The organism is Psychrobacter sp. 2Y5 (assembly GCF_051847375.1).
GTDB lineage: Bacteria > Pseudomonadota > Gammaproteobacteria > Pseudomonadales > Moraxellaceae > Psychrobacter.
The window spans coordinates 75,671-98,434 of the sequence record NZ_JBPYDA010000003.1; the positions used below are offsets into that span (position 1 = coordinate 75,671).

The following is a 22,764-nucleotide window of genomic DNA, read 5'->3' on the forward strand; positions in this document are numbered from 1 at the left end:
GTTACTAACCTTCTTTAATACGTCTCCCTGACTTGAATAATCGCTTAATCGTGACTATAAAGTAAAGCGTTGATAGCATTGTTCTTTTGCTCATATAGCATTTTTTTACTCATAAGTTGCAGCAGTGGCAAACTCGCTTAATAGCTATCGTAAAAATATAAATACCGGTTAGCTATTTGACCTTAACTCCTATAAATAGACTTTTGTTAATTGATAAAAATAAATAGGTTTTAAAAAGTAGTTAAGTCTTTTACTCTCTTTTCTTTTTATTTGTCTATTTTATTATTATTTAAGTTTATCTACTCTTTTAAATTTACAAATGTTGGTTATCTTTAATAATCGTTAACCCACTTTAAAAAATAGGAAACCCCTTACCGATGGCACATGACCATATCGCAATACGCGGCGCTCGTACGCACAATCTCAAAAATATTGATCTTGATATCCCACGTGATAAGTTTGTGGTCATTACTGGTTTATCTGGTTCTGGTAAATCCTCTTTAGCCTTTGATACCCTCTATGCTGAAGGGCAACGCCGTTACGTTGAAAGTCTGTCAGCATACGCGCGTCAGTTTTTATCGCAAATGGAAAAGCCTGAAATCGATAGTATCGAGGGTTTGTCGCCTGCCATTGCTATTGAGCAGAAATCGACCAACCATAATCCGCGCTCAACTGTTGGCACGATCACTGAGATTTATGACTACCTACGCCTATTGTACGCGCGTATCGGGACGCCTTATTGCCCTGAGCACGGCGAGCCGATGGTGGCACAGTCTGTGACGGAGATGGTTGATCAAGTCATGGCACTGCCTGCTGAGACCAAGCTTATGATCTTGGCGCCGGTGGTTCGAGAGCGTAAAGGTGAGCATACTGTTTTGCTTGAGCAATTAATCGGGCAAGGCTTTGTGCGCGTACGCGTCGATGGTCACGTCTATGATACTGATGAGCTACCGACCCTCGATAAGAAGAAAAAACACACGATTGAGGTCGTCGTTGATCGCTTTAAGGTGCGCGATGACTTAGGCAACCGCGTCGCTGAAAGCTTAGAGACGGCGCTGCGTCTGGGTCAAGGCCTAGTCACGCTGCACTTCATGGATGGTAATCCGAAAGAAGGCGGCGATACCAACCAAGTGATGTCGGCTAAACACTCTTGCCCAGTGTGCGATCGCGCCGTATCTGAGCTGGAACCGCGGATGTTTAGTTTTAACAATCCGTATGGTGCCTGCCCGACTTGTGACGGTTTAGGCAAACGTCAATATTTTGCCGCTGAAAAGCTGATTACTCATCATGAAAAATCCTTAAATCAGGGGGCGATTAACGGCTGGGATAAACGCCACTCTTATTATTTTGGTTTGCTAACTACCGTTTGTAAGCATTTCAATATCGATATGGATACGCCGTGGCAGGATTTATCTAAGCAGCAGCAAGAGCTTATTATGCAAGGCTCAGGTAAAGAGAAGCTGACCTTTAACTTCACTGATGAGCGCGGCCGTAAGACTAATAAGACCATTCCCTTTGAAGGCGTACTACCCTATCTTGAGCGCCGCTATGCCAAAACCCAAAGCAATCTGGTGCGTGATGAGTTAGCCAAATATCTTGCCGATACCACTTGTAACGTCTGCGATGGCGCGCGTCTCAATGAGATTTCGCGTAACGTGCGCGTCGATGAGCAAACCATCGCTGAGATCGTCAAACTCTCTATCGGTGATGCGGCTGACTATTATAAAAGCCTTAAAATCAGCGGTCATAAAGGCGAAGTCGCGGAGAAAATCTTTAAAGAGATCAATGAGCGTCTCAACTTCTTAGTGAGCGTTGGACTCGACTATTTAACCTTAGCACGCTCTGCTGAAACGCTATCGGGCGGTGAAGCGCAGCGCATCAGGCTTGCTAGCCAAATCGGTGCCGGTCTAATGGGCGTGATGTATGTGCTTGATGAGCCGTCTATTGGCTTGCATCAGCGTGATAATGATCGTCTGCTTAAAACCTTAACGCGCTTACGTGATCTGGGTAATACTGTCCTTGTCGTTGAGCATGATGAAGATGCGATTCGCCAAGCCGATCACGTGATTGATATCGGAGTTGGCGCAGGCGTACATGGTGGTCATATCATCGCCCAAGGCACGGTCGATGAGATTATGGCGACTAAAGATTCGCTCACTGGGCAATACATGTCAGGTGAGAAGCGTATCGAGATTCCAACGGTACGCCATAAGGCCAAAACCATAGAGGTCGAGGCGAAAGGTAAAGCCAAACCCAAAAAAGTACCTATGACGATTGAACTAAAAGGCGCGTCAGGTAACAACTTAAAAGATGTGGATTTAAGTTTGCCAGTCGGCATTATGACTTGTATTACTGGCGTATCCGGCTCTGGCAAATCAACCCTGATTAATCGTACTTTAATGCCCATCGCCGCGACTCAGTTGAATAATGCTTCAACTTTAATCGCCGATAAACACGACAGTATCAGCGGGCTTGAGCATTTAGACAAAATGGTTGATATTGACCAAAGCCCAATCGGTCGTACGCCGCGCTCCAACCCAGCAACCTATACCGGCGTATTTACTCCTGTGCGTGAAATGTTTGCACAAACGCAAGAAGCGCGCGCGCGTGGTTATAAAGCCGGTCGCTTTAGCTTCAACGTCAAAGGCGGTCGCTGTGAGATGTGTCAAGGTGATGGACTCATCAAAGTCGAAATGCACTTCTTGCCAGATATGTATGTACCCTGTGATACCTGCGAGGGCAAGCGCTATAACCGTGAGACGCTTGAGATTCACTACAAAGGTAAAACCATCGCTGACGTGCTCGATATGACCGTAGAAGATGCCACTGAGTTCTTCTCTGCCATACCAGCGATTTATCGTCGCTTGCAAGCGTTGATGGATGTGGGACTAAGCTACATTCGCCTTGGTCAATCTGCGCCTACCCTATCCGGTGGTGAAGCGCAGCGGGTGAAACTAGCGCGTGAGCTTGCCAAGCGTGATACGGGTCAAACGCTGTATATCTTGGATGAGCCAACCACAGGTTTGCATTTTCATGATATCGATAAACTACTCAATATCCTGCATGCGCTACGTGATAAAGGTAATACCATCGTGGTGATTGAGCATAATTTAGACGTCATCAAAACTGCCGATTGGGTGATTGATCTTGGCCCTGAAGGCGGTAAAGGTGGCGGGATGATTATCGCGGAAGGTACGCCTGAAGAAGTGGCGGAAGTTGCAGGCTCGTTTACGGGTGAGTTTTTGAAGCCGGTATTGGAACAGGCTATGTCGGAGGCGAGTTAGTATTTTAGTTTCGGTTGTCATTTAAAGGTCACTCTTTTGGGGTGGCCTTTTTTGCTAAATGGGGTTTAATCTGCTAGAAATAGAGTTATTAACGTTACTTTAGACGGTTATACAATCCATCGTGCTATTTTACAAATGAAGTTACAACACATTATTTAATGGAAAATAGAAAAATTATTGAAACCAACCAACTTAATATTTTTACGTTGGTGTAAATGATATTTTCTCATAGCCCTTACTATAGTCCCATTACAAAAAAGAGCTAACAAAGTTAGCTCTTTTTTTATATATTAACTTAATTTATATTAGTTAGTAGAACCATTCGCTGTGTATGAAAAAGTTTGTCCAGTTTCTTTAACTGTAAAAGAATAATTTAATCTAACTGTATTATATTTTGTGTGCATTACTCTTAAGTCGAATTTAAGTTTTTCACCTTTTTTAATAACCTGATTATCGTTTAAGTTTTCGAAAAACGCTGGATAACTACTATTACTAGACGTTGCTTTCAAATTAGTGATTGTGAAATCTGCACCTTGAGCCTCCAAAGAAAATTCTTCTATCGAAACTCCTTTAGCACAGCTTCCGACACACGTAGAACTTGTATTAAACGATGATGACGTAACGTAAGGGAGTTTTTGAACAGTATCTCCAAAAAATCCAGTAGTACTTAAAATAAGTTCTGGTGCACTTTGAACAGTGATATTCACGTTACTACTTGAGCTTAAAGAACCATCTGAAACTTTCAAATTAAACACATAGTTTCCAGACACGTCTGGTGTTACGACAGGATTAATAACAGTACTATTAAGAGTGACCTTACTTCCAGCTGGAAGAGAACTTACAGACCACTTATAACTTAATTTGTCGTTATCAGGATCTGTACTCTTGCTGCCATTTAATGTAATAGTATTACCTAGGTTTATAGTCTGAGGTAGCCCAGCATTAGCTAATGGAGCAGAATTACCACGTACAACTTTTACTGTAATGGTTGTTTTATCGCTATTTAGCTGGCCATCTGAAACGACAAGCCCAACCTTGTAACTTCCTATCTTATCAAAAATTATACTTGGATTTTGGGATGTTGACATAGACAGCTGTGCAGCACTATCAGACGGTTTAGACTCAACTGTCCAATTGTAATTCAACGTATCATCATCACTATCATTACTTAATGAGCCGTCTAAGATAAGTTTTTTACCAACCTTCACTTCTTCAGAGACTTCTTTAATTACAGCTACAGGAGCTGCATTCCCTTTAACTGCGTTAATTTCTACAGTACTTTCTTTACTATCTATTTTCCCATCGTTAACTAATAAACTTATAATGTATGTACCTTGCATATCAGGCTTGAATGTTGGATTTACTATTGAAGAATCAGATAATACAACCTTACTTCCTGCTGGCTTTTTATTTACTGTCCATTTGTATGTTAATGAATCCTCATCTTTATCAACACTGTTAGAGCCATCTAAATAAACTAAATCACCTAAAGTAACGTTTTGTTTAATACCTGCTATTGCGACTGGGATATTATTTCCAGGTTGAAGAGGAGTTGAAGGGATAGATGTATCTGGTGTAGGTAAACTTGGAGAAGGTTCGAAAGTTGTTGATGAAGAATCAGAGTCACTACCGCAGCCAGTTAAGAAAGTGATAGAAGCACTAAGCAAACAAATATTTAAAGTTTTCATTGTTAAATACACCAGTGTTAGTTATTTCATACTCATTCTATACATTTGAAAATATATTGCAATAATTAACTTTAAAATAGTAAACAAAAATATATAATTCTTAGCAGAATTAATGTAAGCAATAATTTTATATAATTGAATATTAGTTTTTATGGAATGTACTCCACGCACCTGTAAAACTGCAATAGCAAAAGGTGCGTGGGAAGCACATTACTATACTCACTTATGTTGAGTATCAAACATTTAAAAAACAGCTTGTAAAACAGAAGAATCATTCTAACTATGTTAGTTATAGAAAATCTTTCTATCATAGATTTTTACCACTGCTCTAAAATCTAAAACCATGCTTTTTAGTAAAGTAATCTCACCCACCAAGCTCACCCATTCCAAGATACTATCAAAACGTCTTCAATTACAGCCACGTCTCCAATCACAACACTTTCATTACAATCAGCAGCATGTCGATAGATAAAATAGAAAGCGTATCCAAAGTCTAAGTAACAACGAACACCATAAGGATAACGCATGACAAAGACTATTTTAATTACCGGTAGCACCGATGGCATTGGTAAGCTTGCCGCTTTAAATTTAGCAAAAGCGGGACATCAAGTGTACTTGCATGGCAGAGACGCTGATAAGCTCGACAAGGTCATTATGGAGGTTAAAGCGGCAGCGACTAGCGCAGCGGCGGATAACATCGACGGGTTTGTGGCTGATCTTTCAGATTTACATGCGGTACACAAAATGGCAGCAGAAGTGAATGACAAGCTAGCAGAGCTTGATGTACTTGTTAACAATGCAGGAATTTATACCACCGCATCGCCAATTACCAAAGACGGATTGGACGTGCGTTTTGTGGTCAATTATTTAGCACCTCACGAGTTAACCAACGCCCTATTACCCCTACTTCAAAAGTCTAATAAAGCGCGCATTATCAATCTAAGCTCAGCGGCGCAAGCGCCGATATATTATCCTGCATTTACAGGGAGTGAGCGTCTCGATGACAAGGACGCTTACGCGCAAAGCAAGCTGGCGCTTACCATGTGGAGTATGGACTTAGCGGAGGCTGTCACAGATGATAATATCAATGTCATCGCGGTCAATCCAGGCTCACTACTTAATACCAAAATGGTTAATGAAGCGTATGGCAAATACTGGTCATCGGCAGATAAAGGCGCGAACATCCTAACCGAGCTTGCCATATCCGATGATTTCGCTGATGATACCGGCAAGTATTTTGACAATGACATCAAAGACGGCGTGCACGGTGATGCCAGAGGCGAGTTCGGACAACCGCATGCTAATGCTTTAAATAAAGACGCTATTGCCGAGCTTAAACGCCAAACTCAAGAGTTACTACAATCACTACAAGGCTAACCTTAGGACACCATTATGAACACTCAAGAAAAACAAGCTATCACCCTCGTTGCTAATATCACCGCCAAACCTGAACACGCTGAAAGCCTTAAGTCTGAGCTACTTAAGCTGGCCGAGGCATCGCAAGCTGAGCAAGGCGCTATCCACTATAATATCCATCAAGATAATGACAATCCGAATCACTTTATCACTTATGAGGTGTGGGAAAATAAGGAGCTTATGGAGCAGCATGGACAAAGCGCGCACTTTAAAAACTTTATAAAGGTGACAAAGGAGATGATTGAAGACTCTAATCTTACGCAAATGACCCGTATTGCGTAAGGTTTGTAGACATAAAACTAAGGCGTAACGGTTTATCATTCATTACTCAAGATAAGGACATCTTCAATGAAAATCAAAAACCACCCAAAGCTAAAAAAACTCGCATTCAAAGCACAAAAAACTATCGTCAGAAAAATAGTCCACCTACCCAAGCCCATTCTACGCAAAATCGCAGGTAAGCCCATTGTTATCGACGGTCAGACTTTAGATGTCTCAGTACAAGTCATCTTAAAGCTATTTGGTCCACCGCCCAATCACCTTGCGAGCGTTGCCAGCACGCGCAGACAGATCGATGCACAAGGGCCTTTATTAGCGCAATCAGAACACAAAGATATCATCAGCGATGACTTTCCCCTCGACGTATCAGGCGGTGATAGCATTACGCTACGTCGTTATCGACATCGCAAAGTCAAAGATAATAATCAGCCTGCTTTGGTGTTTTATCATGGTGGTGGTTATGTGGCAGGCTCGCTTGAATCACACGATTTGGTCTGTCAGCATTTGGCGGCAGATGGTAATTGTACCGTCATCGCAGTCGACTATCGCCTCGCGCCTGAGCACCCCTTCCCTACTCCTGTCAATGATGGACTGGCAGCTTTCCGTCATGTTGCCAATAATGCCGATAAGTTTGGTGTTGATGCGACGCGTCTGGCGGTCGGTGGTGACAGCGCAGGTGGTAACTTAGCCGCGGTCGTCGCGCAGCAAACCAAAGACGATGCTCATCCGCCAAAACTACAACTGTTATGGGTGCCTTGGGTCGATATGAGCCGTGAGTATCAATCGTATGAGTTATTTGCGACGGGTTTCTTTTTGGAGCGCGTTAAGATGCGCTGGTTTAAGGAAAAATACATAAACGATGACACCGATACGACAGACCCGATGGTATCGCCAATCTTTGGCAATTTAGAAGGCGTTGCGTCTGCTGTTATTATGGTCGGCGGCTTTGATCCGCTACGTGATGAAGGTGTGGCTTATGCTGATACACTCAAAGACGCAGGCATAAAGACCAAGCTAAAAGTCTATGAGACCATGCCGCATTTGTTTTTGATGTTTGCAGGTGAGATTGAGGATGCGAAAGTCGCTTTTGACGATGCGACGCGAGCGCTTCGGGGGTTGTAAGTTATCCAATCGGTGCGTAGAGAGCACGATGCAAAAGCTAGTTACTTTTGAAAAGGATTATTAATAAGCTATAGAGATGACAATGGGTCCAGATTTAAGCGACGGTATTATTACTTATATAGACGAAAATCTAAAAAAGGTCTACATTCAAAACAAATACGAAGACACATTATTCCATTTCGACTTAGAAAAATATATAGGTAAGGATGTTTTATTAAAAGGTACGAAAGTCACCTATTACAAGCTTTATTTTGAGCATCCAACTGCGGAAGGTTTATTAACTGTGAAAGAGTTAAATAATCCTGATTTATTCAAAAACCATAAGAAGAAAGACTCTCAGCTAATTAATATTAAGCGAAGACTAAAATCACTCATACAGAATTTAAAAAATGACTAAATACACCTCTGCATTTGACGCCCTTTGTGATACGCCTACTCAAAGCGCTAATTTAAAATTGCGTGCTGAACTTATGCATCATATTACAGACATTATTAAAGATATGTCAGGTACGCAAAGCGAGATTGCTAAGCTTTGCGGAATTACTCAACCTCGTCTTAATGACTTATTACAAGGCAAAATTAGCAAATTTAGCCTAGATGCATTGGTAAATATAAATGCTAATTTAGGTGTTGAAATCAGTCTTGATTTTGCTTGATAGGGTTTTGAGTGCCTTGCATGGTAGGAGATAAACCTACCCCACTTAAATAAATTCTCGCTCAATATTCATCACTCGCGCATCTACCGTGCGCTCTATTTTCTCCTCGATTTGACTACACTGCGACTCAACCTCACGTTTGGTCAGTCCGACGATTACAAACGTCCACTCGCTAGCGTCATGCCGATCACGTTCGCCGCTCTCACATACCGCGACACTTGGCGTATTACCAAAGCGTGCATGCAAGCCGCCCATACGTTGGCGTTTTTCTTTTAGTGAGCTGCAGCCAGGCAGTGAGAAAGTCAGGGTCAAGATAACTATATGCATAAGTTTTCCTTATTAACGTGGTTCACGCTTCATGGTATCATCAAGCACACATTGCGCGATGCGTTATACCTATAAGTTTATAAGTAGCTATGACTATACGTGACAAAAAAACCTAATAAAAACTAAATTAAGAGAGCCTATATGAGTAAACATTATGACTATATCGCTATTGGTGGCGGTAGCGGCGGCATCGCGTCAATCAACCGCGCGGCAAGCTATGGCAAAAAATGCGCGATTATCGAAGCGGAACAATTAGGCGGCACTTGTGTTAACTGGGGCTGCGTACCCAAAAAGGTGATGTGGTACGGCGCGCAAGTGGCTGAAGCCATTGAGAAGTATGCGCCAGACTACGGCTTTGATGTTGAATTAAAGAACTTCGACTTTCAAAAATTGGTCAATAGCCGCCAACAATATATCCAAAACATTCATCGCTCTTATGATAATAATTTGGCAAAAAACGGCGTTGAAGTCATAAAGGGTTTTGCTAAATTCGTCGATACCAATACGGTTGAAGTCAATGGCGAACATATTACCGCTGACCATATTTTGATTGCGACCGGTGGCCATCCTATTCTCCCTGACATTCCAGGCGCAGAGCACGGCATCGATTCTGATGGATTTTTTGAATTGAATCATTTGCCAAAACGGGTCGCTATCGCTGGCGCTGGCTATATTGCTGTTGAAATCGCAGGCGTGCTTAACAGCTTAGGATCAGAGGTGCATCTGTATGTTCGTCAGCACTCGCCGCTACGCTCATTTGACCATACTATCGTCGAGACCTTGCTGATAGAGATGGAGCAAGATGGTATCCAATTGCATACCGAAACGACACTCACTGAAGTCAATAAAAATGAAGATGGCAGCTTAGAGTTATGTACCAAAGACGGTACGCTTGATACGGTAGATTGCCTGATTTGGGCAATTGGTCGCGCACCTTCTACCGACGCTATTAACTTAGAAGTAACAGGTGTGGAGACAACGGATAACGGCAAAATCAAAGTCGATAAATTCCAGAATACTAATGTCGAGGGTATTTATTCAGTCGGTGATATCATCGAAAACAGTATTGATCTAACGCCAGTGGCTATCGCTGCAGGTCGCAGGCTTTCAGAGCGCTTATTTAACGAAAAGCATGATGAGCATTTGGTTTATGATTTGATACCGACGGTTATCTTTACTCATCCCGCTATCGGTACTATTGGCTTATCTGAGATTGACGCCGTTGAGTTACATGGTAAAGAAAATATAAAATGCTACACCTCAACCTTTACCTCGATGTATAGTGCGGTGACGCAGCATCGCCAAAAGTGCGTAATGAAGCTGGTATGCTTAGGCGAAGAAGAAAAAGTCATTGGTTTGCATGGCATCGGTTACGGTGTCGATGAGATGTTACAAGGCTTTGCGGTAGCGATTAAGATGGGCGCGACTAAGGCCGACTTTGATAATACCGTTGCCATTCATCCAACGGGTGCAGAAGAATTTGTGACTATGCGTTAGGTGAACTGAGAAAGGTTTAGGGCAGATAGTATAAAGCAGAAAAGGAGTGCCACTTGTGCATTCCTTTTTTGCTAATTATTCACGGCAAAAGCAGCTATTTTATGGTGTCAGCACCCATTTGCCATTTACATCATTAACTTTAAAAGCGCCACTATCGGTACGTGTGTTACCGCCGATCGTTTGCGTTACCTCAGCGGTGCACAAATAAGTGTTGTCGCCCTCGGTAGTATCACAGCTGATGTTATCGACACTCTCAAGGGTCGGCATCATCCCTGCCATCATACCGCTCATAGTTTTTGCCATCTCATCATCGCCCGCTTGCGCCATGGCATCATCCATCATGCTACCCGCTTTATCATACTGGGCTTGAATCAGCTCTTCTACATCGCTATCGGACGGACCATTAGAGCAAGCGGTGAATAGCGGCGTAAGCAGTATTATAAAGGCTAGTTTTTTCAAGTTTTTCATGTTGATCTCAGAACTTTAAAAGGTGCTTAGAGTATACCTAAGCGGCAGTAAAAACCCAACATAATTTCTTAAATTTAGTTTTGCCAGCATAAAGCTGTGATTAAATCAGCTTAAGCGAAGCATACTAGTTTTTATTATTACAGACAGCGTGCCAGCGTTACTGATATTATGCTAATACTCTAATAAGTTGCGAGATAATTGTGTGGCAAGTCTACCTCTACATCTTACCCGTAGGCATAGGGATTATGACGCTGGCGGCAAGTTTACTGTTCTTGTTTGCTTATCTGATGTCTGATGACAATGCCACACGCTTGCCCGCTTTTAATTGGTTTAAGCGCTTGATCACTGTGGCATTTATTCTACTCAGCATTGGCTTATTTATGACCTTTGGGCATTTTTGGGGCTCATAAAACCAGCGTTTATACGTTGACGATTTTCTCAAGTTCCAATAACGCTAAGTCTTGACGCTTAGGTTCACCATTATTGCCATCAACAGGAAACGGCATACTATTACCATTCAACTGATAACCACGGCGCTGATAGTAAGCCAATAATTCAGGACGATGGCTTAAGATCGACATAGTAAGTCGGCTGGGTCGATCGTTACCTTGTAGATGCCGTTCCGCAAAAGTCTCAGCCGCCTGTAGTATCACATTGCCTACGCCGCACCCTTGCAGCTCTGGATGTACGGCAAACATACCGATATAAGCTTTGTTATTATGATCCTTTTTATTTAAGCCTACCTCGACTTTTATATCGACGGCGATACAGCCCCATAGCTCGCCCGTCTCTTTCCCACCGCGTTCACCTGTATCGGTCTTTGGATAAACAAAAACATAATGCTTAGGATTGGCAATAACGCTAGCTAATTCTGCTTGCGTAGTGCGAATACCTCCGACCAAATCAGCCTCGTTGGTCCAGCCTTGGTCTTGGCGATAGCAGAGGTTTAATAGCTGCTCTAGAGCGCTCACATCATCAGCTTCAGCTTGGCGTAAAAATACTTTATCTCTATTTTTAGCATCTGTATTTTTAGCGTCGTTAGTCATCATGCTATCCTCTAGTCTTAACACTTCTTTCACATAAAAAAGGCTGACCTAAATCTTTAGGCCAACCCTTATCATAATTATTCAGCGCTGATTAGTCTATCTCGATAATGCGTGAGCTTGCTCAATAATGTCAAATCCGGCGTTAATTTGCGCCCGTGTTGGCGCGTGACCCCGGCGCAATAATTCGCTAAAAGCAACCAGTTCTTTATCACGGCCTAAGGAGCTTGCTGCACTAGCGCGAGTATTCTCACCTTCGTCATCAAAATAGTACTCGATATAATCTAAATCGTCTGGAGAGCCAAACAAGATACCTTTATCTGGGGTCGCCGCATGACCGCTATAGCGCAGACTTTTACCATATTGCGCCGTCCAAAAGAAAGGAATACGCTCTTCCAAGCTACTGACTTTATCATCATTTAAGATAGCGCCTGCGGTAACGATACCGTGCTGCAAAGCCACGCGCCAATGCTCAATACGCATACGCCCCATCTGATTGCTGGCTTTGGCAATATCGCCTAGCGCGTAAACCCCATCACGCAGTTGTAACTCATTATCCACTTGCACGCCATCAGGATCATTAACCTCTTCAAGCAAGTCGGTTCGCGGCGCTACCCCTGTACCCAAAATAACCACGTCAGCTTTTATCTTACTGCCATCAGTTAAAGTAACGCCGGTGACTTTATTACTCTCATTTTCGCCATTAATATCAGCAACGTTCGCGCCAAAGGCAAAGCTTACGCCATTGTCTTCATGCATTTTTATTAGCGTATTACTGACGCTTTCGGAAACGATATTACTCATCACCCGAGGACTGCGACCAACGACGGTAATAGAAGCGGCCTCGCCTGCCTGCGATAGCGCCGCTGCGGCTTCCATACCGATAAAGCCGGTACCGACAATGACTACGTGTTTATCTTGGCTAGCCTCTTTGATGGCCTTAGCATCACTCATGCTGCGTAGCGTAAACACGCCTTCAAGCTGCGCGCCTTTGAACGGCGGTATCTTTGGCTGTGCACCGGTGGCAACGACTAAAAAGTCGGCACTTTGCTTTTCGTCATCGCCGTTACTATTTTTGATAATAATAGCGTTCTCATTGGGTAGCACTTCGCTGACGCTTTGATTTAGGCGCAGTTCAATATGGTTTCTGTCCGCCCAATTTGAGCCGCCTAGGATCAGTTTACTCTCGTCCATTTGCCCGGCTAAAAACGCTTTGGATAGTAAAGGGCGGTTATAAGGGGCTTTATTATCGGCGCTAATGATAGTGATTTTACCGCCATAGCCGGTATGACGCAGCTGATTGGCGGTCATAAACCCAGCACCGCCGCCACCGACAATGATCGTGTGCGTTTCGCTAAGCTTATCGTTATCTGCTCGCTCGTTGAGATTGTTAGCAGTATCAACGATTAAATTATCGCCTTCTATTATAACGTTATAGCGAGTCAAACCTTTCATAGCGACTGGCTCTATCAGTGATCCATCAGTGCTATCAAAGGTGCCGTGATGCCAAGGACATATCACGCGATTGCCGCAGCGTAAGCCTTCGCCCAAGTCTGCGCCTGCGTGAGTACATTTACCATCAAAAGCGTTAAAGGTGTCGCCATCGCGAGTGATTAAAATGATACTATCGTCGTCTTGTTTAAACGACTTCATACCGCCATCTTTGATACCCTCTGTGCTAATAGTGATCTGGTTATTGTTAGTCATAAGTTATCCTTAACGTTTGCTCGTTCATTATTGTATGTTGATAGTAGTTGAATCTGTAGGGACTCACTTTAAAACCGTTAAAGTGCTACTGGTACAAATTTTCTTTGCTTGCTGTGCGCTTCGCACTCCTCGATGCTGCACAAAATTTATCCCAGTAGCACGACCATATAAGCCTATCGATTTTATTTCGAATTGACCATACTTAGCTGATTGTGAAGCTATGCTTTTATAATGACGCAAATAAATAAGTATCATTAAAATAGCCTTATATTCAATAGTAGCAAGACCACTTAGCCTGCGCTGTTTTTTTGTATATCTAGCGCGTTGCAAATCGTAAATTTTCAGCAGTTATCTTAAAACCTGATGGTTTAAGAGTTAACAATTTATGCTACTTTACTTATTTATTAAATCAAAACGCCTTATTCACTTCTTTATCACTTATCAAATGACTATTTTATGACTTTTATAGATAACCCAAATTTTGATCCTGCGACTACCAACTTTGCGGCGATAACGAATACTGAAAATTTACCGCAGCCGATAACGCCGCCCATCGAACAGGCTCTTTATAAAGCTAAGCCTGAAGACTTTGTAGTTAATGAGCGGTTAGAGGTAGACTTTACCGATGAAGGCGAGCATTTATGGCTACATATAGAAAAATCAGGGGTGAATACCGCCTACCTTGCCAAACTGTTATCCGAATGGGCAGAGATTCCCTTGCGTGATGTTGGCTATTCGGGACTTAAAGATCGTCAAGCTTTAACCAAGCAATGGTTTAGTCTGCGACTTCCTAAAAAGCATAAACCCGCTAGCGACTTTGCCCCTGTAGATATAAAAGAGCATGAAATGGTCAATATCCTCGCTGAGCATTGGCATAATAAAAAACTGAACCGCGGTACGCATAACGCCAATCAATTTATCATTACTTTACGAGAGGTTACTCTGCGAGAATTAGAGTTTGCTGATAGCTCAACGCTTGTAGATAATCAAGCACTCGTTGAGCAGCATCTAATGAGTATTAGCGATACAGGCGTGCCTAATTATTTTGGTCCGCAGCGTTTTGGCTTTGGCGGTAATAATATTCGCGAGGCGCTAACTCTATTTGCCAGACCCATGCAAAACACCCCATCTGCAAAGAAAAAAAGCAAACGTAAACCAAGAGAACAAAACGCGATGGAGCTATCAGCAGCGCGAAGCCTGATATTTAATGAGATATTAGCGGCTAGAGTACGAGATGGTAGTTGGAATACCGGGGTAAATGGCGAAGTGTTTAACTTAGATGGCTCAGGCTCGGTATTTGCCAGCGAGCACCTTGATGAAACCCTACAAGCGCGAGTGGCTAGCGGTGATATTCATCCGACAGCAGTAATGTGGGGTGTGAGCAATGATAAAGTAACAGGCGATGCCGCTGACATAGAAAACACAATAGTACAGCAAGATGCTTTATTGGCTGAATTGGCAACAGGACTTGAGCAGCGCAAGATAAAAGCGCAAAGACGAGCGCTGCGGCTACCGGTTAAGGATTTGAGTTGGCAATGGATACATGAGCAAAGCGATGAACAAACGCTAGTTTTAAGCTTTACCCTAACCACCGGCAGTTTTGCCACTAGCGTATTAGCAAGCTTGGTTGAGCATCTAAAAGTGCGATAGCTTATAAACGTTTAAATGCCTATTGCTTACTACAAAGATAAAGATTGCGACTTTATACTTCTACTGCTAGTAAATCATTAGCACTGACTACCTCATTACGCCCTCTATCTTTGGCTTCGTATAGTGCTTTGTCAGCGCTACTGATCAAGTATTGGCAAATATCTTTGGGTAGCTGCTGCTGAATGTCAGATAAGGCATTAGCAGAGCCGCTTACGTTATTTTGGCTAAATGCTGGTAGTCGCGGGCGCGTTTGCTTCGCTTGCGAGCTGAGTACTGCTTTTTGTTTTAAGACATACTCTTCTTTTATCACCGCTAGCTCATCAGCCGTTAAGGTATAAACCCCTAAGCTCGCAGTCACTTTGACGCTAGCTTTTTCCTCGGTTTGGATGATGTGTTCAGCGATGCTTTCTCGCAACTGCTCAGCGATGCTTAGAGTCTCGGCATGCGCTGTATTAGGGAGAAAAATCAAGAACTCCTCACCGCCATAACGACTGATGATAGCGTCAGTCGCTGCTAGTGAAGCGATTAAAACTTCAGCCACTTCTCGTAACACCTGATCGCCTACCTGATGTCCATAGCTGTCATTGATTTCTTTAAAAAGATCTAAATCTAATAAAATCACACTATAATCTTGCGTATTTGTCGCTTCTGCTAAGCTCTGCTGCATTTGCGTCAAGCCATAACGGCGGTTATCTAAAGTAGTTAGCTCATCTTTATGAGCATGCTCCAAAATCTCTTTTCTACTCTCATCCAAGATATATAACAGCTTACGAAAAATATAGACGGTAAAAAGCGCTTTGGGGAGCGCCAAATAGACATGAGTTGCGCGCCAAAAAAAAGTCGATGAACGCTGTAGCTCACTAATATCGTCCCAACCTAAAGTTTCTTTCGTAAAAATAAAAGCGGCAATAGCGTTTTCAATAGTCATAATCTCGTTATAAGTGAGATCACTATAAATATCGATAAGCGGAGAGATGACAGGCATTTGCCGCAAATTAGGCAAACTAATTCCAAAGTAAGGAGAGATAATGGCCAATAGTACTAAAAATATCTGCAATAAAAATATGCGCCAAACATAACGACGCTTTATGAGCATCATCCCCAAAATAGCACCGCCAATCAGCGATACGCCAGCGACCAAACTACTGTAGCCGACCATGACGATGATAGAAGTGATATAAACCGTGTAGAGTAGCACCAGTATAAGCTGCCAGCGCAGTAATCGTTTATAGTTACTTTTTATGCGCGCCAAATAGCCAATCATCCACCATAACAGCACCCCAGTGACCGTAACACCTAGCCAAAGCGGATAAAACAACTGCATATCGACATAAGGTCCAACGGTATCTCGGCAAAACCATACCACTAAAAACCATAACCAATGTAGAGCAACTTCTATAAAGATAAATAATGCCAGTAGCGAGGTACGATCCGCTACTTGCCATTCAAATATAATCTGAGAGAGCTTCTTATAGCCTAATTGATATATCGAAATAGCCATGGATACGCAGCCGCAGGCAGGTTGGTATAAATAAATCGAGTTTTTTATTGATATTATCGAATGTAACGCCCTGATTCAATCATAAAACGCTTAATAGCGTAAAAATTCAGCAGACCTACGTTTAGGGTTTATTGAACATTCGACCCTAGCACTTATAAACCCTTAATAGCTTTGAAGAGTTCGCTAGTACTAGCGAGATAATGAGTCAAAGGATTGCCAAATCCCTTGCTGCTCCTCATGCAAAGTAGGCACATCACCAAGGCGTCGCCAAGGCATATTACTACCATGAAAGTCGCTACCTATAGAGGTGGCTAGCTGATGCCCAGCGATAGTGCGATCGACCATTCTTCGTGTGCTGATAGGCTCACTATTCGCCGGCAACTCACAAGCATCGCCGCCAAGCTCGGCAAACTCAGCAATAAGCTTACGCACTCGCGTAGCTGAAAGCTGATAGCGGGTAGGATGCGCGAGTACTGCTTTACCGCCGCAAGCATGAATAAGCTCGATACCGCGTGCCATGCTCAGTGCCTCAATAGCGACATAAGCAGGTTTGTTATCTGCTAGATATTTGTCAAATGCCTTCTGTACCGTTTTGACCTCGCCGCGCTCAAACAACACTTGCCCAATATGCGCGCGCCCCACTGCTTGCGGATTGTCGCCCGCTTTGGCTAGGACGTCTTGCCACAGCGCCTCATAATCGATATCCAAAAGCTCACTGAGTTTTTCGACGATCCGCTGACCACGCGTAGCACGGCTGTCTTGTAATTGTTGCAAGGTGGCATGCATCTGCGCGCGATCAGCAAAATCAAGCCCCACCACATGAATGATCTTGTTGGTGGATTTGTTTTTGCCATAACCACCCGTTAGCGTGTGCTCACAGCTGATCTCAACGCCGTTAATCAGCTGCATACCACAAGCAGTAGCCGCTGCTCTCGCTTCATCAATACCCAACAGCGTGTCGTGATCGGTCAAAGCCAATACCTCAACACCAGCGCTATGAGCACGCTGCACGACCTCAGTAGGCGCATAAGTGCCATCAGAGCAAGTACTATGACAATGTAAATCTATTTTCATAAAGTTGGCCTTAATGGTATTAAAAAATGCTATTAAAAACCTTCATTTAACAGCGATAAGGGTTGAGGCGAATTGAGCAACCCAATCTTCAGTTCCTATGCTATGTTTTTTATACAGAATGACTATAATGGTTACTTATATAGGTGATTGCCGCCCTGATTGCTTTTTTTTAGCACAGTAGACGTGTAAACTACACTTTACTTTTTGTTGGACATCTCATTTGCTATGAAAGCCTTACTAGACTTTATTCCCTTAATTGCCTTCTTTATTGTCGCCAGACAAAATGGTATTTTGGCAGCGGCGGGCGCTTTGCTTATCGCTACGGTGCTGGTTTATGCCATCCACTTTATTCGCCAAAAAGGCAAATTCGATAAGCAGCAGTGGGTGGTTTTATTATTGACTATCGTCTTTTGTGGCGGCACTCTGCTACTACGTGACGATATCTACTTGCGTTGGAAGTCTCCTATTATTAATGGCATCTTCGCCTTAACTTTGTTTGTCAGTGCTGCTATCAATAAACCCTTGATGCAAATGGCGATGAAAGAGGTCTTCACTCTGACAATGAGCGGCTGGAAAAAGCTGACTGTCGCTTGGGCTTTATTTTTTGTATTAATGGGAGTGCTTCATTATATCACGGCATTTACCATGTCTGATGAGGCTTGGATTAATTTTAAAACCTACGGCTGGATACCTATTATGCTGGTATTTATTATCGCGCAATTCGCGGTATTAAAAAACCATATCAATCCTGCCTTAACGGATCAAAAATCTAAATAGTGCTGATTAAATTACAATAAAAATCGCCCTGACCTAAATGCCGATTTTGATAATGATTAGTCGTTATTATTGTTTATTCTTACTTATTTTCGAGGAAGTTCGATGTCCTTATTTGTAATTATTGGTCACGATGTGGCAAATAGCAGCGCCCAGCGTAAGATCACGCGGCCAGAACACGTCGAGCGCCTACAAGCCTTGGATCGCGATAAGCGTTTGATTATCGCTGGTCCCACGCCTATCGAGCACGGTCTTGAGCCGATGTCTGGCAGTGTTATTATCGCTGATTTTGAGTCTTTGGAAGCAGCGCAAGCTTGGGTCGACGCTGAGCCGTATCTACGCGATGGCGTTTATAGCCATGTTGATGTCAGACCTTTTATTCACACCCTACCTAGTGATAAGGTCTCATCGTGAGTCAAACGTCCTTAGCGCCAGCTTATGCCATTAAGTGCGCCTTGCTCGGTCTACTGGCTATATCCTTACTTCTCAGCGCTGCTAGTGTGCAAGCTGCATCCGCCGTACCTTCTACAGAACCGGCAACAGCCCAAACCAGAACAGCGCCAACTGAGGCTACAACGACATCGACGGTGCGCCCAGCTGCTACTCTAGATGCCGATGGTAAGCCGACGCTAGCTGCCGAGTTACAGCCAACAGATAAAGCACTCTCAGCCGCTAACCAACAGCTACTCAGCCGTAATGCGCAATTGCAACGCCAAGTCAATGACTTGCAGACGCAGGCCAATGTCTTAGTTTATGAGAGCAAAGGTCAGCTGTTTTTATACGGCGCCTTTACGGTTTTGATTAGTTTATTGGTCGGTATTTTTATCTCTTGGCTGGTGTTTGTACGCCGAGAGCGCTGGTAGCTCTGATAATTTTGATAACTTTGATAACTTTGAGCGTCCCTATCTCTTGCTAACCCTGCTATGCTATTTGATGAATTAAGCTGATATCGATTGTTATATCAGCTATCTCCTCTTTTATCCCTCTCAGTTATTGAGCTTTGTATGTCTACTCCTCCTTTTAGCCACAGCGATTATGCAAACGTCATTACTCCTGCCAATATAACATGGCAGACGGATGATAGCGGTAACCGAGTGCCGATATCTGGCGAGTTTGGCGATGTATATTTTTCCCATGCCGATGGCTTAGCAGAGTCGCGTTATGTCTTTATTGAGGGCAATCAGCTTGCTGAGCGCTTGGCAAATCTTAGAGCTAATCAGTGCTTTACCATTGCAGAATTAGGTTTTGGTACCGGTCTTAATTTGCTAGCCGTTTGGCAATTATGGCAGCAACTGCGAAGTACTCATACTAACCTAGCAACGGCGCGGCTGCAATTTATCACCACCGAAAAACACCCTATTCTACTCGAAGATTTACGGCAGATATTGGGCTTATGGAGCGTGCGCGCACCTGAGCTAGCGCAAAACATTGAGCGCTTTTTATCTATATACCCTAGCCTTATCGAAGGCTGTCATCGTCTGCATTTTGAGGAAGATAATCTCACAGTCGATATTTGGCTTGGTGAGGCCCAGACTAGTTTAGCCAAACTAGCGACGGATATTAGAGATACTGAAACTGACAGCCACAACCCGCAAGTGGATGCTTGGTTTTTAGACGGTTTTGCCCCTTCTTGCAATGAATCGCTGTGGGCAGCGACTATCTTTGCGCAATTGCAGCGTCTGTCAACGGTTGGCACTACCGCAGCGACTTATAGCTGTGCCGGGGTGGTCAAACGTGGCTTACAGGAGCATGGCTTTACTATAAAAAAAGTCAAAGGCTTTGGGCGTAAGCGTGAGATGTTGACTGCGAGAGTCAGTGAGGATCTACCTGCAAGTCCTACTCAGGATAAGACCTCGCAAAACTCTACATTTAGTCTAGACAATAACCACTATCTTGTTATCGGTGCTGGGGTTGCGGGACTAATGATGGCTTGGTCGCTGGCCAATCGCGGTATTGAGGTTACTCTACTTGATAAAGTCGCACCATTAGCAGGCGCATCAGGTAATCCCCGCGCCCTACTCGCGCCGAAGATGACGCCACTCCATCATGTCGATGAACACCTGCATACGATCGGTTATCTCTACAGTAGTCGCCTCTATCATCAGCTTAACGAGCAAGCAAAAAAGCAGGGTTTTACGCCTATTATCGAGCCAACAGCGGCGCTTGATTTATTATTGAAGGCCAATATCGATAGCCGTCAAATTGCCGACTATCCTGATGATTTAGCGACGACCTTACCGGCTAGCGAGGCAAAGGTATTATCAGGATTAACGGCGCAAGACTTGACCGAAAACCTGTATTTACCGCAATCAGGGCTAGTCAATCCGCAAGCTTTAAAAGACGTTATTCTGAGTCATCCGCTGATTAGTTTTCAGACATTGGCAGTGACTAAGATTGATGAGCAAAAAGACTATATCAGCGTTAGCGGTCATGATAACAAAGAACAAAGTGCCAACAAGATAACGCTGCAAGCAGATAATGTAGTGATTTGCGCCGCGTTTGAGAGCCATTATTTAGACGAGCGTATCTTTGATTGTCGCAAGATACGCGGGCAACTGTCTTGGTTTACGCCAACTCCTAAGCAGCTTGCAAGCCTGCCAAAACTACCACTTAAATATGGCGGTTATTGCTCCCTTTTTACTCCAAAAGCTGGCGATAGTACTTTAAACCCTGTGCTAGAACATCAGCCGCAGTTTTTATTGGGCGCAAGCTTTGTACGTAATGATATCGATACTAGTATACGGATAGACGAGCATGAGGTCAGCCGTGATAAATTAATCAAAGCTATTCCTGAGCTTGAGCCCATTATTCCGAGCGATACGCAGTCTTGGCAAGCACGCGCAGGCGTACGCACGCAGACGCCGGACTATCATCCTATGGTTGGACAACCTGCAGGCAGTAAGCGCATATGGGTCATGAGTGCGATGGGCGCGAAAGGCTATGCCTTTGCGCCCATATGCGCGCAAGCTTTGGCTGATATCATGCTAGGAGCATTTGCGCCTTTATCGAGCGAGATGCTTAGTAAGTTATCGCCGAATCGTGCTCGCCTGCAGACGCCACTAACTTCATAGCGAGACCATCTGATGCCTTATCAACAAACCACCTTGACCCTACCCGCTTACGCTCGCGGTATTCATATCATTACGCCGCAGATTAACCAAGCTATCGATCAGCTTATCTCTAGTGAAGCAAAAATAGGCTTAGTGCATTTATTTTTGCAGCATACTTCAGCTAGTCTTGCTATTAACGAAAACGCCGACCCTGATGTGCGCTGGGATACCGAGGATTGGCTCAATAAGATAGCGCCCGCCGATCAACCTCAGTATCGTCATACGCTTGAGGGCTCTGATGATTTGCCGGCACACTTTAAAAGTATGATGCTTGGCGTGAGCTTGACCATACCGCTAATGAATGGATCATTAGGGCTAGGCACTTGGCAAGGGATTTATTTGTGTGAGCATAGGGATTATGGAGGCTCGCGCCGAGTCGTTATTACGGTCAGCAGTTGAGTTTATACAAAGAAAAATGGCTAGATAAATAAATGGTTAGCTCAATGATAGCGTGTTTAAATTTAAGTAATCTTTTACGAGTTACAGCGTTTCTATTATTAATAATAAGATATCAACTATGAAAAATTCATCTACGATTCAAGCTAAAACTCGCCTGCTACCTATTATGGGTTTAGGTATAGCAAGCTTCACATTGATAGCTTGTCAACAAGAGCCGGAAACTGACACTGTAGTGGTAGAAGAATCAGCAGCACCTGTAACCACTCCTGATACAGAAACCGTCGTCAATAATGAAACAGATCAACAAACTGAGGCTACAACTATAGAAGATACGCCAAGCGAGCGCGATGTTGAGCTTAAGTCACTTGAGAATAATCTTGGTGCAGCAGGAGTAACTCCTAATGCTGAAACAACGACCCCTAATCCTGAGCAGGCGATAAAGGGTACGCAGATTACGGATGTAGAGTATCGAAGTGCGTCAGGTGAGAGCTTATCCGTAGTTTTTGAGACTTCAGCGACAGGCGTGCTAAATGCTATCGTCACTTTGCCTAATAAGCCCAGAATGACGTTAAGTGCGCCTGAAGGCCAAGGCAATAACCCAACTTATCGCTCTAAGGACGGTAGTATAGAGCTGGTCAGCCATGGCGGTGGTAGTAGTATAGATGTGCTGCAGAATGGTAAAACCACGAGTTATGAAGCGACTAGCGCTGAGGCGGAAGTGGTGACTCAGCCTTAGGGCATAGCGCTAATTAAATAACAAACACTAAGT

The 22,764-nt window shown here is 43.6% G+C and carries 22 protein-coding genes; 15 read left to right on the forward strand and 7 right to left on the reverse strand.

Features of this window, described 5'->3' with window-relative positions; all coding sequences use genetic code 11:
• The first annotated feature begins 377 nt into the window (after window positions 1-377).
• Window positions 378-3,284 (forward strand): excinuclease ABC subunit UvrA, encoded by a 2,907-nt coding sequence (gene uvrA, locus ACS8E3_RS03955; RefSeq protein ID WP_439241472.1) that lies wholly within the window; start codon window positions 378-380, stop codon window positions 3,282-3,284.
• Window positions 3,285-3,589: 305 nt separating this feature from the next.
• Here uvrA and ACS8E3_RS03960 read toward each other — a convergent pair whose 3' ends face one another.
• Window positions 3,590-4,972: a PKD domain-containing protein gene (locus ACS8E3_RS03960; RefSeq protein WP_439241474.1), complete on the reverse strand. Its 1,383-nt coding sequence runs from the start codon at window positions 4,970-4,972 to the stop codon at window positions 3,590-3,592.
• Between the two features lie 525 nt (window positions 4,973-5,497).
• On the opposite strand from ACS8E3_RS03960, the gene ACS8E3_RS03965 reads away from it, so the two are divergent.
• The 5 genes from ACS8E3_RS03965 (at window position 5,498) to ACS8E3_RS03985 (ending at window position 8,445) form a co-directional block, all read left to right on the forward strand.
• Complete coding sequence (locus ACS8E3_RS03965; RefSeq protein ID WP_439241476.1) at window positions 5,498-6,349, forward strand: SDR family NAD(P)-dependent oxidoreductase; 852 nt, start codon at window positions 5,498-5,500, stop codon at window positions 6,347-6,349.
• Between the two features lie 15 nt (window positions 6,350-6,364).
• Window positions 6,365-6,670 (forward strand): putative quinol monooxygenase, encoded by a 306-nt coding sequence (locus ACS8E3_RS03970; protein WP_439241478.1) that lies wholly within the window; start codon window positions 6,365-6,367, stop codon window positions 6,668-6,670.
• Between the two features lie 66 nt (window positions 6,671-6,736).
• Window positions 6,737-7,789, forward strand: a complete 1,053-nt coding sequence (locus ACS8E3_RS03975; RefSeq protein ID WP_439241480.1) for an alpha/beta hydrolase — start codon at window positions 6,737-6,739, stop codon at window positions 7,787-7,789.
• Window positions 7,790-7,871: 82 nt separating this feature from the next.
• Window positions 7,872-8,186 (forward strand): hypothetical protein, encoded by a 315-nt coding sequence (locus ACS8E3_RS03980; RefSeq protein WP_439241482.1) that lies wholly within the window; start codon window positions 7,872-7,874, stop codon window positions 8,184-8,186.
• The gene (locus ACS8E3_RS03985; RefSeq protein WP_435949491.1) at window positions 8,179-8,445 is read left to right on the forward strand and encodes a helix-turn-helix domain-containing protein; all 267 of its coding nucleotides are present in this window, start codon (window positions 8,179-8,181) and stop codon (window positions 8,443-8,445) included. Before ACS8E3_RS03980 ends, ACS8E3_RS03985 begins: the two co-directional genes overlap by 8 nt.
• Window positions 8,446-8,490: 45 nt before the next feature.
• Here the strand turns inward: ACS8E3_RS03985 and ACS8E3_RS03990 are convergent, their stop codons facing one another.
• Entirely contained in the window at window positions 8,491-8,772 is a 282-nt protein-coding gene (locus tag ACS8E3_RS03990; protein ID WP_439241485.1) for a DUF503 domain-containing protein, read from the reverse strand.
• 141 nt (window positions 8,773-8,913) lie between these two features.
• Here ACS8E3_RS03990 and gorA point away from each other — a divergent pair, with 141 nt between their 5' ends.
• Window positions 8,914-10,269, forward strand: a complete 1,356-nt coding sequence (gorA, locus tag ACS8E3_RS03995; RefSeq protein WP_439241487.1) for a glutathione-disulfide reductase — start codon at window positions 8,914-8,916, stop codon at window positions 10,267-10,269.
• A 99-nt stretch (window positions 10,270-10,368) separates the two neighbouring features.
• Here gorA and ACS8E3_RS04000 read toward each other — a convergent pair whose 3' ends face one another.
• A complete protein-coding gene (locus ACS8E3_RS04000; protein WP_439241489.1) occupies window positions 10,369-10,737 on the reverse strand; it encodes a hypothetical protein in 369 nt (122 codons plus the stop codon).
• 200 nt (window positions 10,738-10,937) lie between these two features.
• On the opposite strand from ACS8E3_RS04000, the gene ACS8E3_RS04005 reads away from it, so the two are divergent.
• Window positions 10,938-11,147, forward strand: coding sequence for a hypothetical protein (locus tag ACS8E3_RS04005; protein WP_439241491.1), 210 nt, complete (start codon window positions 10,938-10,940; stop codon window positions 11,145-11,147).
• Between the two features lie 9 nt (window positions 11,148-11,156).
• On the opposite strand, the gene ACS8E3_RS04010 is transcribed toward ACS8E3_RS04005, so the two are convergent.
• Window positions 11,157-11,783 (reverse strand): GNAT family N-acetyltransferase, encoded by a 627-nt coding sequence (locus ACS8E3_RS04010; protein ID WP_439241493.1) that lies wholly within the window; start codon window positions 11,781-11,783, stop codon window positions 11,157-11,159.
• A gap of 96 nt (window positions 11,784-11,879) precedes the next feature.
• Entirely contained in the window at window positions 11,880-13,487 is a 1,608-nt protein-coding gene (locus ACS8E3_RS04015) for an FAD-dependent oxidoreductase (protein ID WP_439241495.1), read from the reverse strand.
• Window positions 13,488-13,943: 456 nt separating this feature from the next.
• Between ACS8E3_RS04015 and truD the strand changes: the two genes are divergently transcribed.
• Window positions 13,944-15,137, forward strand: coding sequence for a tRNA pseudouridine(13) synthase TruD (truD, locus tag ACS8E3_RS04020; RefSeq protein WP_439241497.1), 1,194 nt, complete (start codon window positions 13,944-13,946; stop codon window positions 15,135-15,137).
• A 52-nt stretch (window positions 15,138-15,189) separates the two neighbouring features.
• On the opposite strand, the gene ACS8E3_RS04025 is transcribed toward truD, so the two are convergent.
• Window positions 15,190-16,638, reverse strand: a complete 1,449-nt coding sequence (locus tag ACS8E3_RS04025) for a GGDEF domain-containing protein (RefSeq protein ID WP_439241499.1) — start codon at window positions 16,636-16,638, stop codon at window positions 15,190-15,192.
• 189 nt (window positions 16,639-16,827) lie between these two features.
• Window positions 16,828-17,712, reverse strand: coding sequence for a PHP domain-containing protein (locus ACS8E3_RS04030; RefSeq protein WP_439241501.1), 885 nt, complete (start codon window positions 17,710-17,712; stop codon window positions 16,828-16,830).
• A 225-nt stretch (window positions 17,713-17,937) separates the two neighbouring features.
• Here ACS8E3_RS04030 and ispZ point away from each other — a divergent pair, with 225 nt between their 5' ends.
• The 6 genes from ispZ to ACS8E3_RS04060 all read left to right on the forward strand — a co-directional run bounded on the left by ispZ (window position 17,938) and on the right by ACS8E3_RS04060 (window position 22,731).
• Complete coding sequence (ispZ, locus tag ACS8E3_RS04035) at window positions 17,938-18,489, forward strand: septation protein IspZ (RefSeq protein WP_439241503.1); 552 nt, start codon at window positions 17,938-17,940, stop codon at window positions 18,487-18,489.
• Window positions 18,490-18,591: 102 nt separating this feature from the next.
• Window positions 18,592-18,900 (forward strand): YciI family protein, encoded by a 309-nt coding sequence (locus ACS8E3_RS04040; protein WP_439241505.1) that lies wholly within the window; start codon window positions 18,592-18,594, stop codon window positions 18,898-18,900.
• Window positions 18,897-19,349, forward strand: a complete 453-nt coding sequence (locus ACS8E3_RS04045; RefSeq protein ID WP_439241507.1) for a hypothetical protein — start codon at window positions 18,897-18,899, stop codon at window positions 19,347-19,349. The genes ACS8E3_RS04040 and ACS8E3_RS04045 overlap by 4 nt, the downstream gene beginning before the upstream one ends.
• 141 nt (window positions 19,350-19,490) lie before the next feature.
• Window positions 19,491-21,557, forward strand: a complete 2,067-nt coding sequence (mnmD, locus tag ACS8E3_RS04050; RefSeq protein WP_439241509.1) for a tRNA (5-methylaminomethyl-2-thiouridine)(34)-methyltransferase MnmD — start codon at window positions 19,491-19,493, stop codon at window positions 21,555-21,557.
• Window positions 21,558-21,569: 12 nt separating this feature from the next.
• Window positions 21,570-21,995: a secondary thiamine-phosphate synthase enzyme YjbQ gene (locus tag ACS8E3_RS04055; protein ID WP_439241511.1), complete on the forward strand. Its 426-nt coding sequence runs from the start codon at window positions 21,570-21,572 to the stop codon at window positions 21,993-21,995.
• A gap of 118 nt (window positions 21,996-22,113) precedes the next feature.
• A complete protein-coding gene (locus ACS8E3_RS04060) occupies window positions 22,114-22,731 on the forward strand; it encodes a hypothetical protein (protein WP_439241513.1) in 618 nt (205 codons plus the stop codon).
• Window positions 22,732-22,764: the final 33 nt, after the last annotated feature.

Excerpts from the sequence above, each read along its gene's own strand:
- uvrA (WP_439241472.1), top strand. The coding sequence starts at position 378 with ATGGCACATGACCATATCGCAATACGCGGCGCTCGTACGCACAATCTC.
- ACS8E3_RS03960 (WP_439241474.1), bottom strand. The coding sequence starts at position 4,972 with ATGAAAACTTTAAATATTTGTTTGCTTAGTGCTTCTATCACTTTCTTA.
- ACS8E3_RS03965 (WP_439241476.1), top strand. The coding sequence starts at position 5,498 with ATGACAAAGACTATTTTAATTACCGGTAGCACCGATGGCATTGGTAAG.
- ACS8E3_RS03970 (WP_439241478.1), top strand. The coding sequence starts at position 6,365 with ATGAACACTCAAGAAAAACAAGCTATCACCCTCGTTGCTAATATCACC.
- ACS8E3_RS03975 (WP_439241480.1), top strand. The coding sequence starts at position 6,737 with ATGAAAATCAAAAACCACCCAAAGCTAAAAAAACTCGCATTCAAAGCA.
- ACS8E3_RS03980 (WP_439241482.1), top strand. The coding sequence starts at position 7,872 with ATGGGTCCAGATTTAAGCGACGGTATTATTACTTATATAGACGAAAAT.
- ACS8E3_RS03985 (WP_435949491.1), top strand. The coding sequence starts at position 8,179 with ATGACTAAATACACCTCTGCATTTGACGCCCTTTGTGATACGCCTACT.
- ACS8E3_RS03990 (WP_439241485.1), bottom strand. The coding sequence starts at position 8,772 with ATGCATATAGTTATCTTGACCCTGACTTTCTCACTGCCTGGCTGCAGC.
- gorA (WP_439241487.1), top strand. The coding sequence starts at position 8,914 with ATGAGTAAACATTATGACTATATCGCTATTGGTGGCGGTAGCGGCGGC.
- ACS8E3_RS04000 (WP_439241489.1), bottom strand. The coding sequence starts at position 10,737 with ATGAAAAACTTGAAAAAACTAGCCTTTATAATACTGCTTACGCCGCTA.
- ACS8E3_RS04010 (WP_439241493.1), bottom strand. The coding sequence starts at position 11,783 with ATGACTAACGACGCTAAAAATACAGATGCTAAAAATAGAGATAAAGTA.
- ACS8E3_RS04015 (WP_439241495.1), bottom strand. The coding sequence starts at position 13,487 with ATGACTAACAATAACCAGATCACTATTAGCACAGAGGGTATCAAAGAT.
- truD (WP_439241497.1), top strand. The coding sequence starts at position 13,944 with ATGACTTTTATAGATAACCCAAATTTTGATCCTGCGACTACCAACTTT.
- ACS8E3_RS04025 (WP_439241499.1), bottom strand. The coding sequence starts at position 16,638 with ATGGCTATTTCGATATATCAATTAGGCTATAAGAAGCTCTCTCAGATT.
- ACS8E3_RS04030 (WP_439241501.1), bottom strand. The coding sequence starts at position 17,712 with ATGAAAATAGATTTACATTGTCATAGTACTTGCTCTGATGGCACTTAT.
- ispZ (WP_439241503.1), top strand. The coding sequence starts at position 17,938 with ATGAAAGCCTTACTAGACTTTATTCCCTTAATTGCCTTCTTTATTGTC.
- ACS8E3_RS04040 (WP_439241505.1), top strand. The coding sequence starts at position 18,592 with ATGTCCTTATTTGTAATTATTGGTCACGATGTGGCAAATAGCAGCGCC.
- mnmD (WP_439241509.1), top strand. The coding sequence starts at position 19,491 with ATGTCTACTCCTCCTTTTAGCCACAGCGATTATGCAAACGTCATTACT.
- ACS8E3_RS04055 (WP_439241511.1), top strand. The coding sequence starts at position 21,570 with ATGCCTTATCAACAAACCACCTTGACCCTACCCGCTTACGCTCGCGGT.
- ACS8E3_RS04060 (WP_439241513.1), top strand. The coding sequence starts at position 22,114 with ATGAAAAATTCATCTACGATTCAAGCTAAAACTCGCCTGCTACCTATT.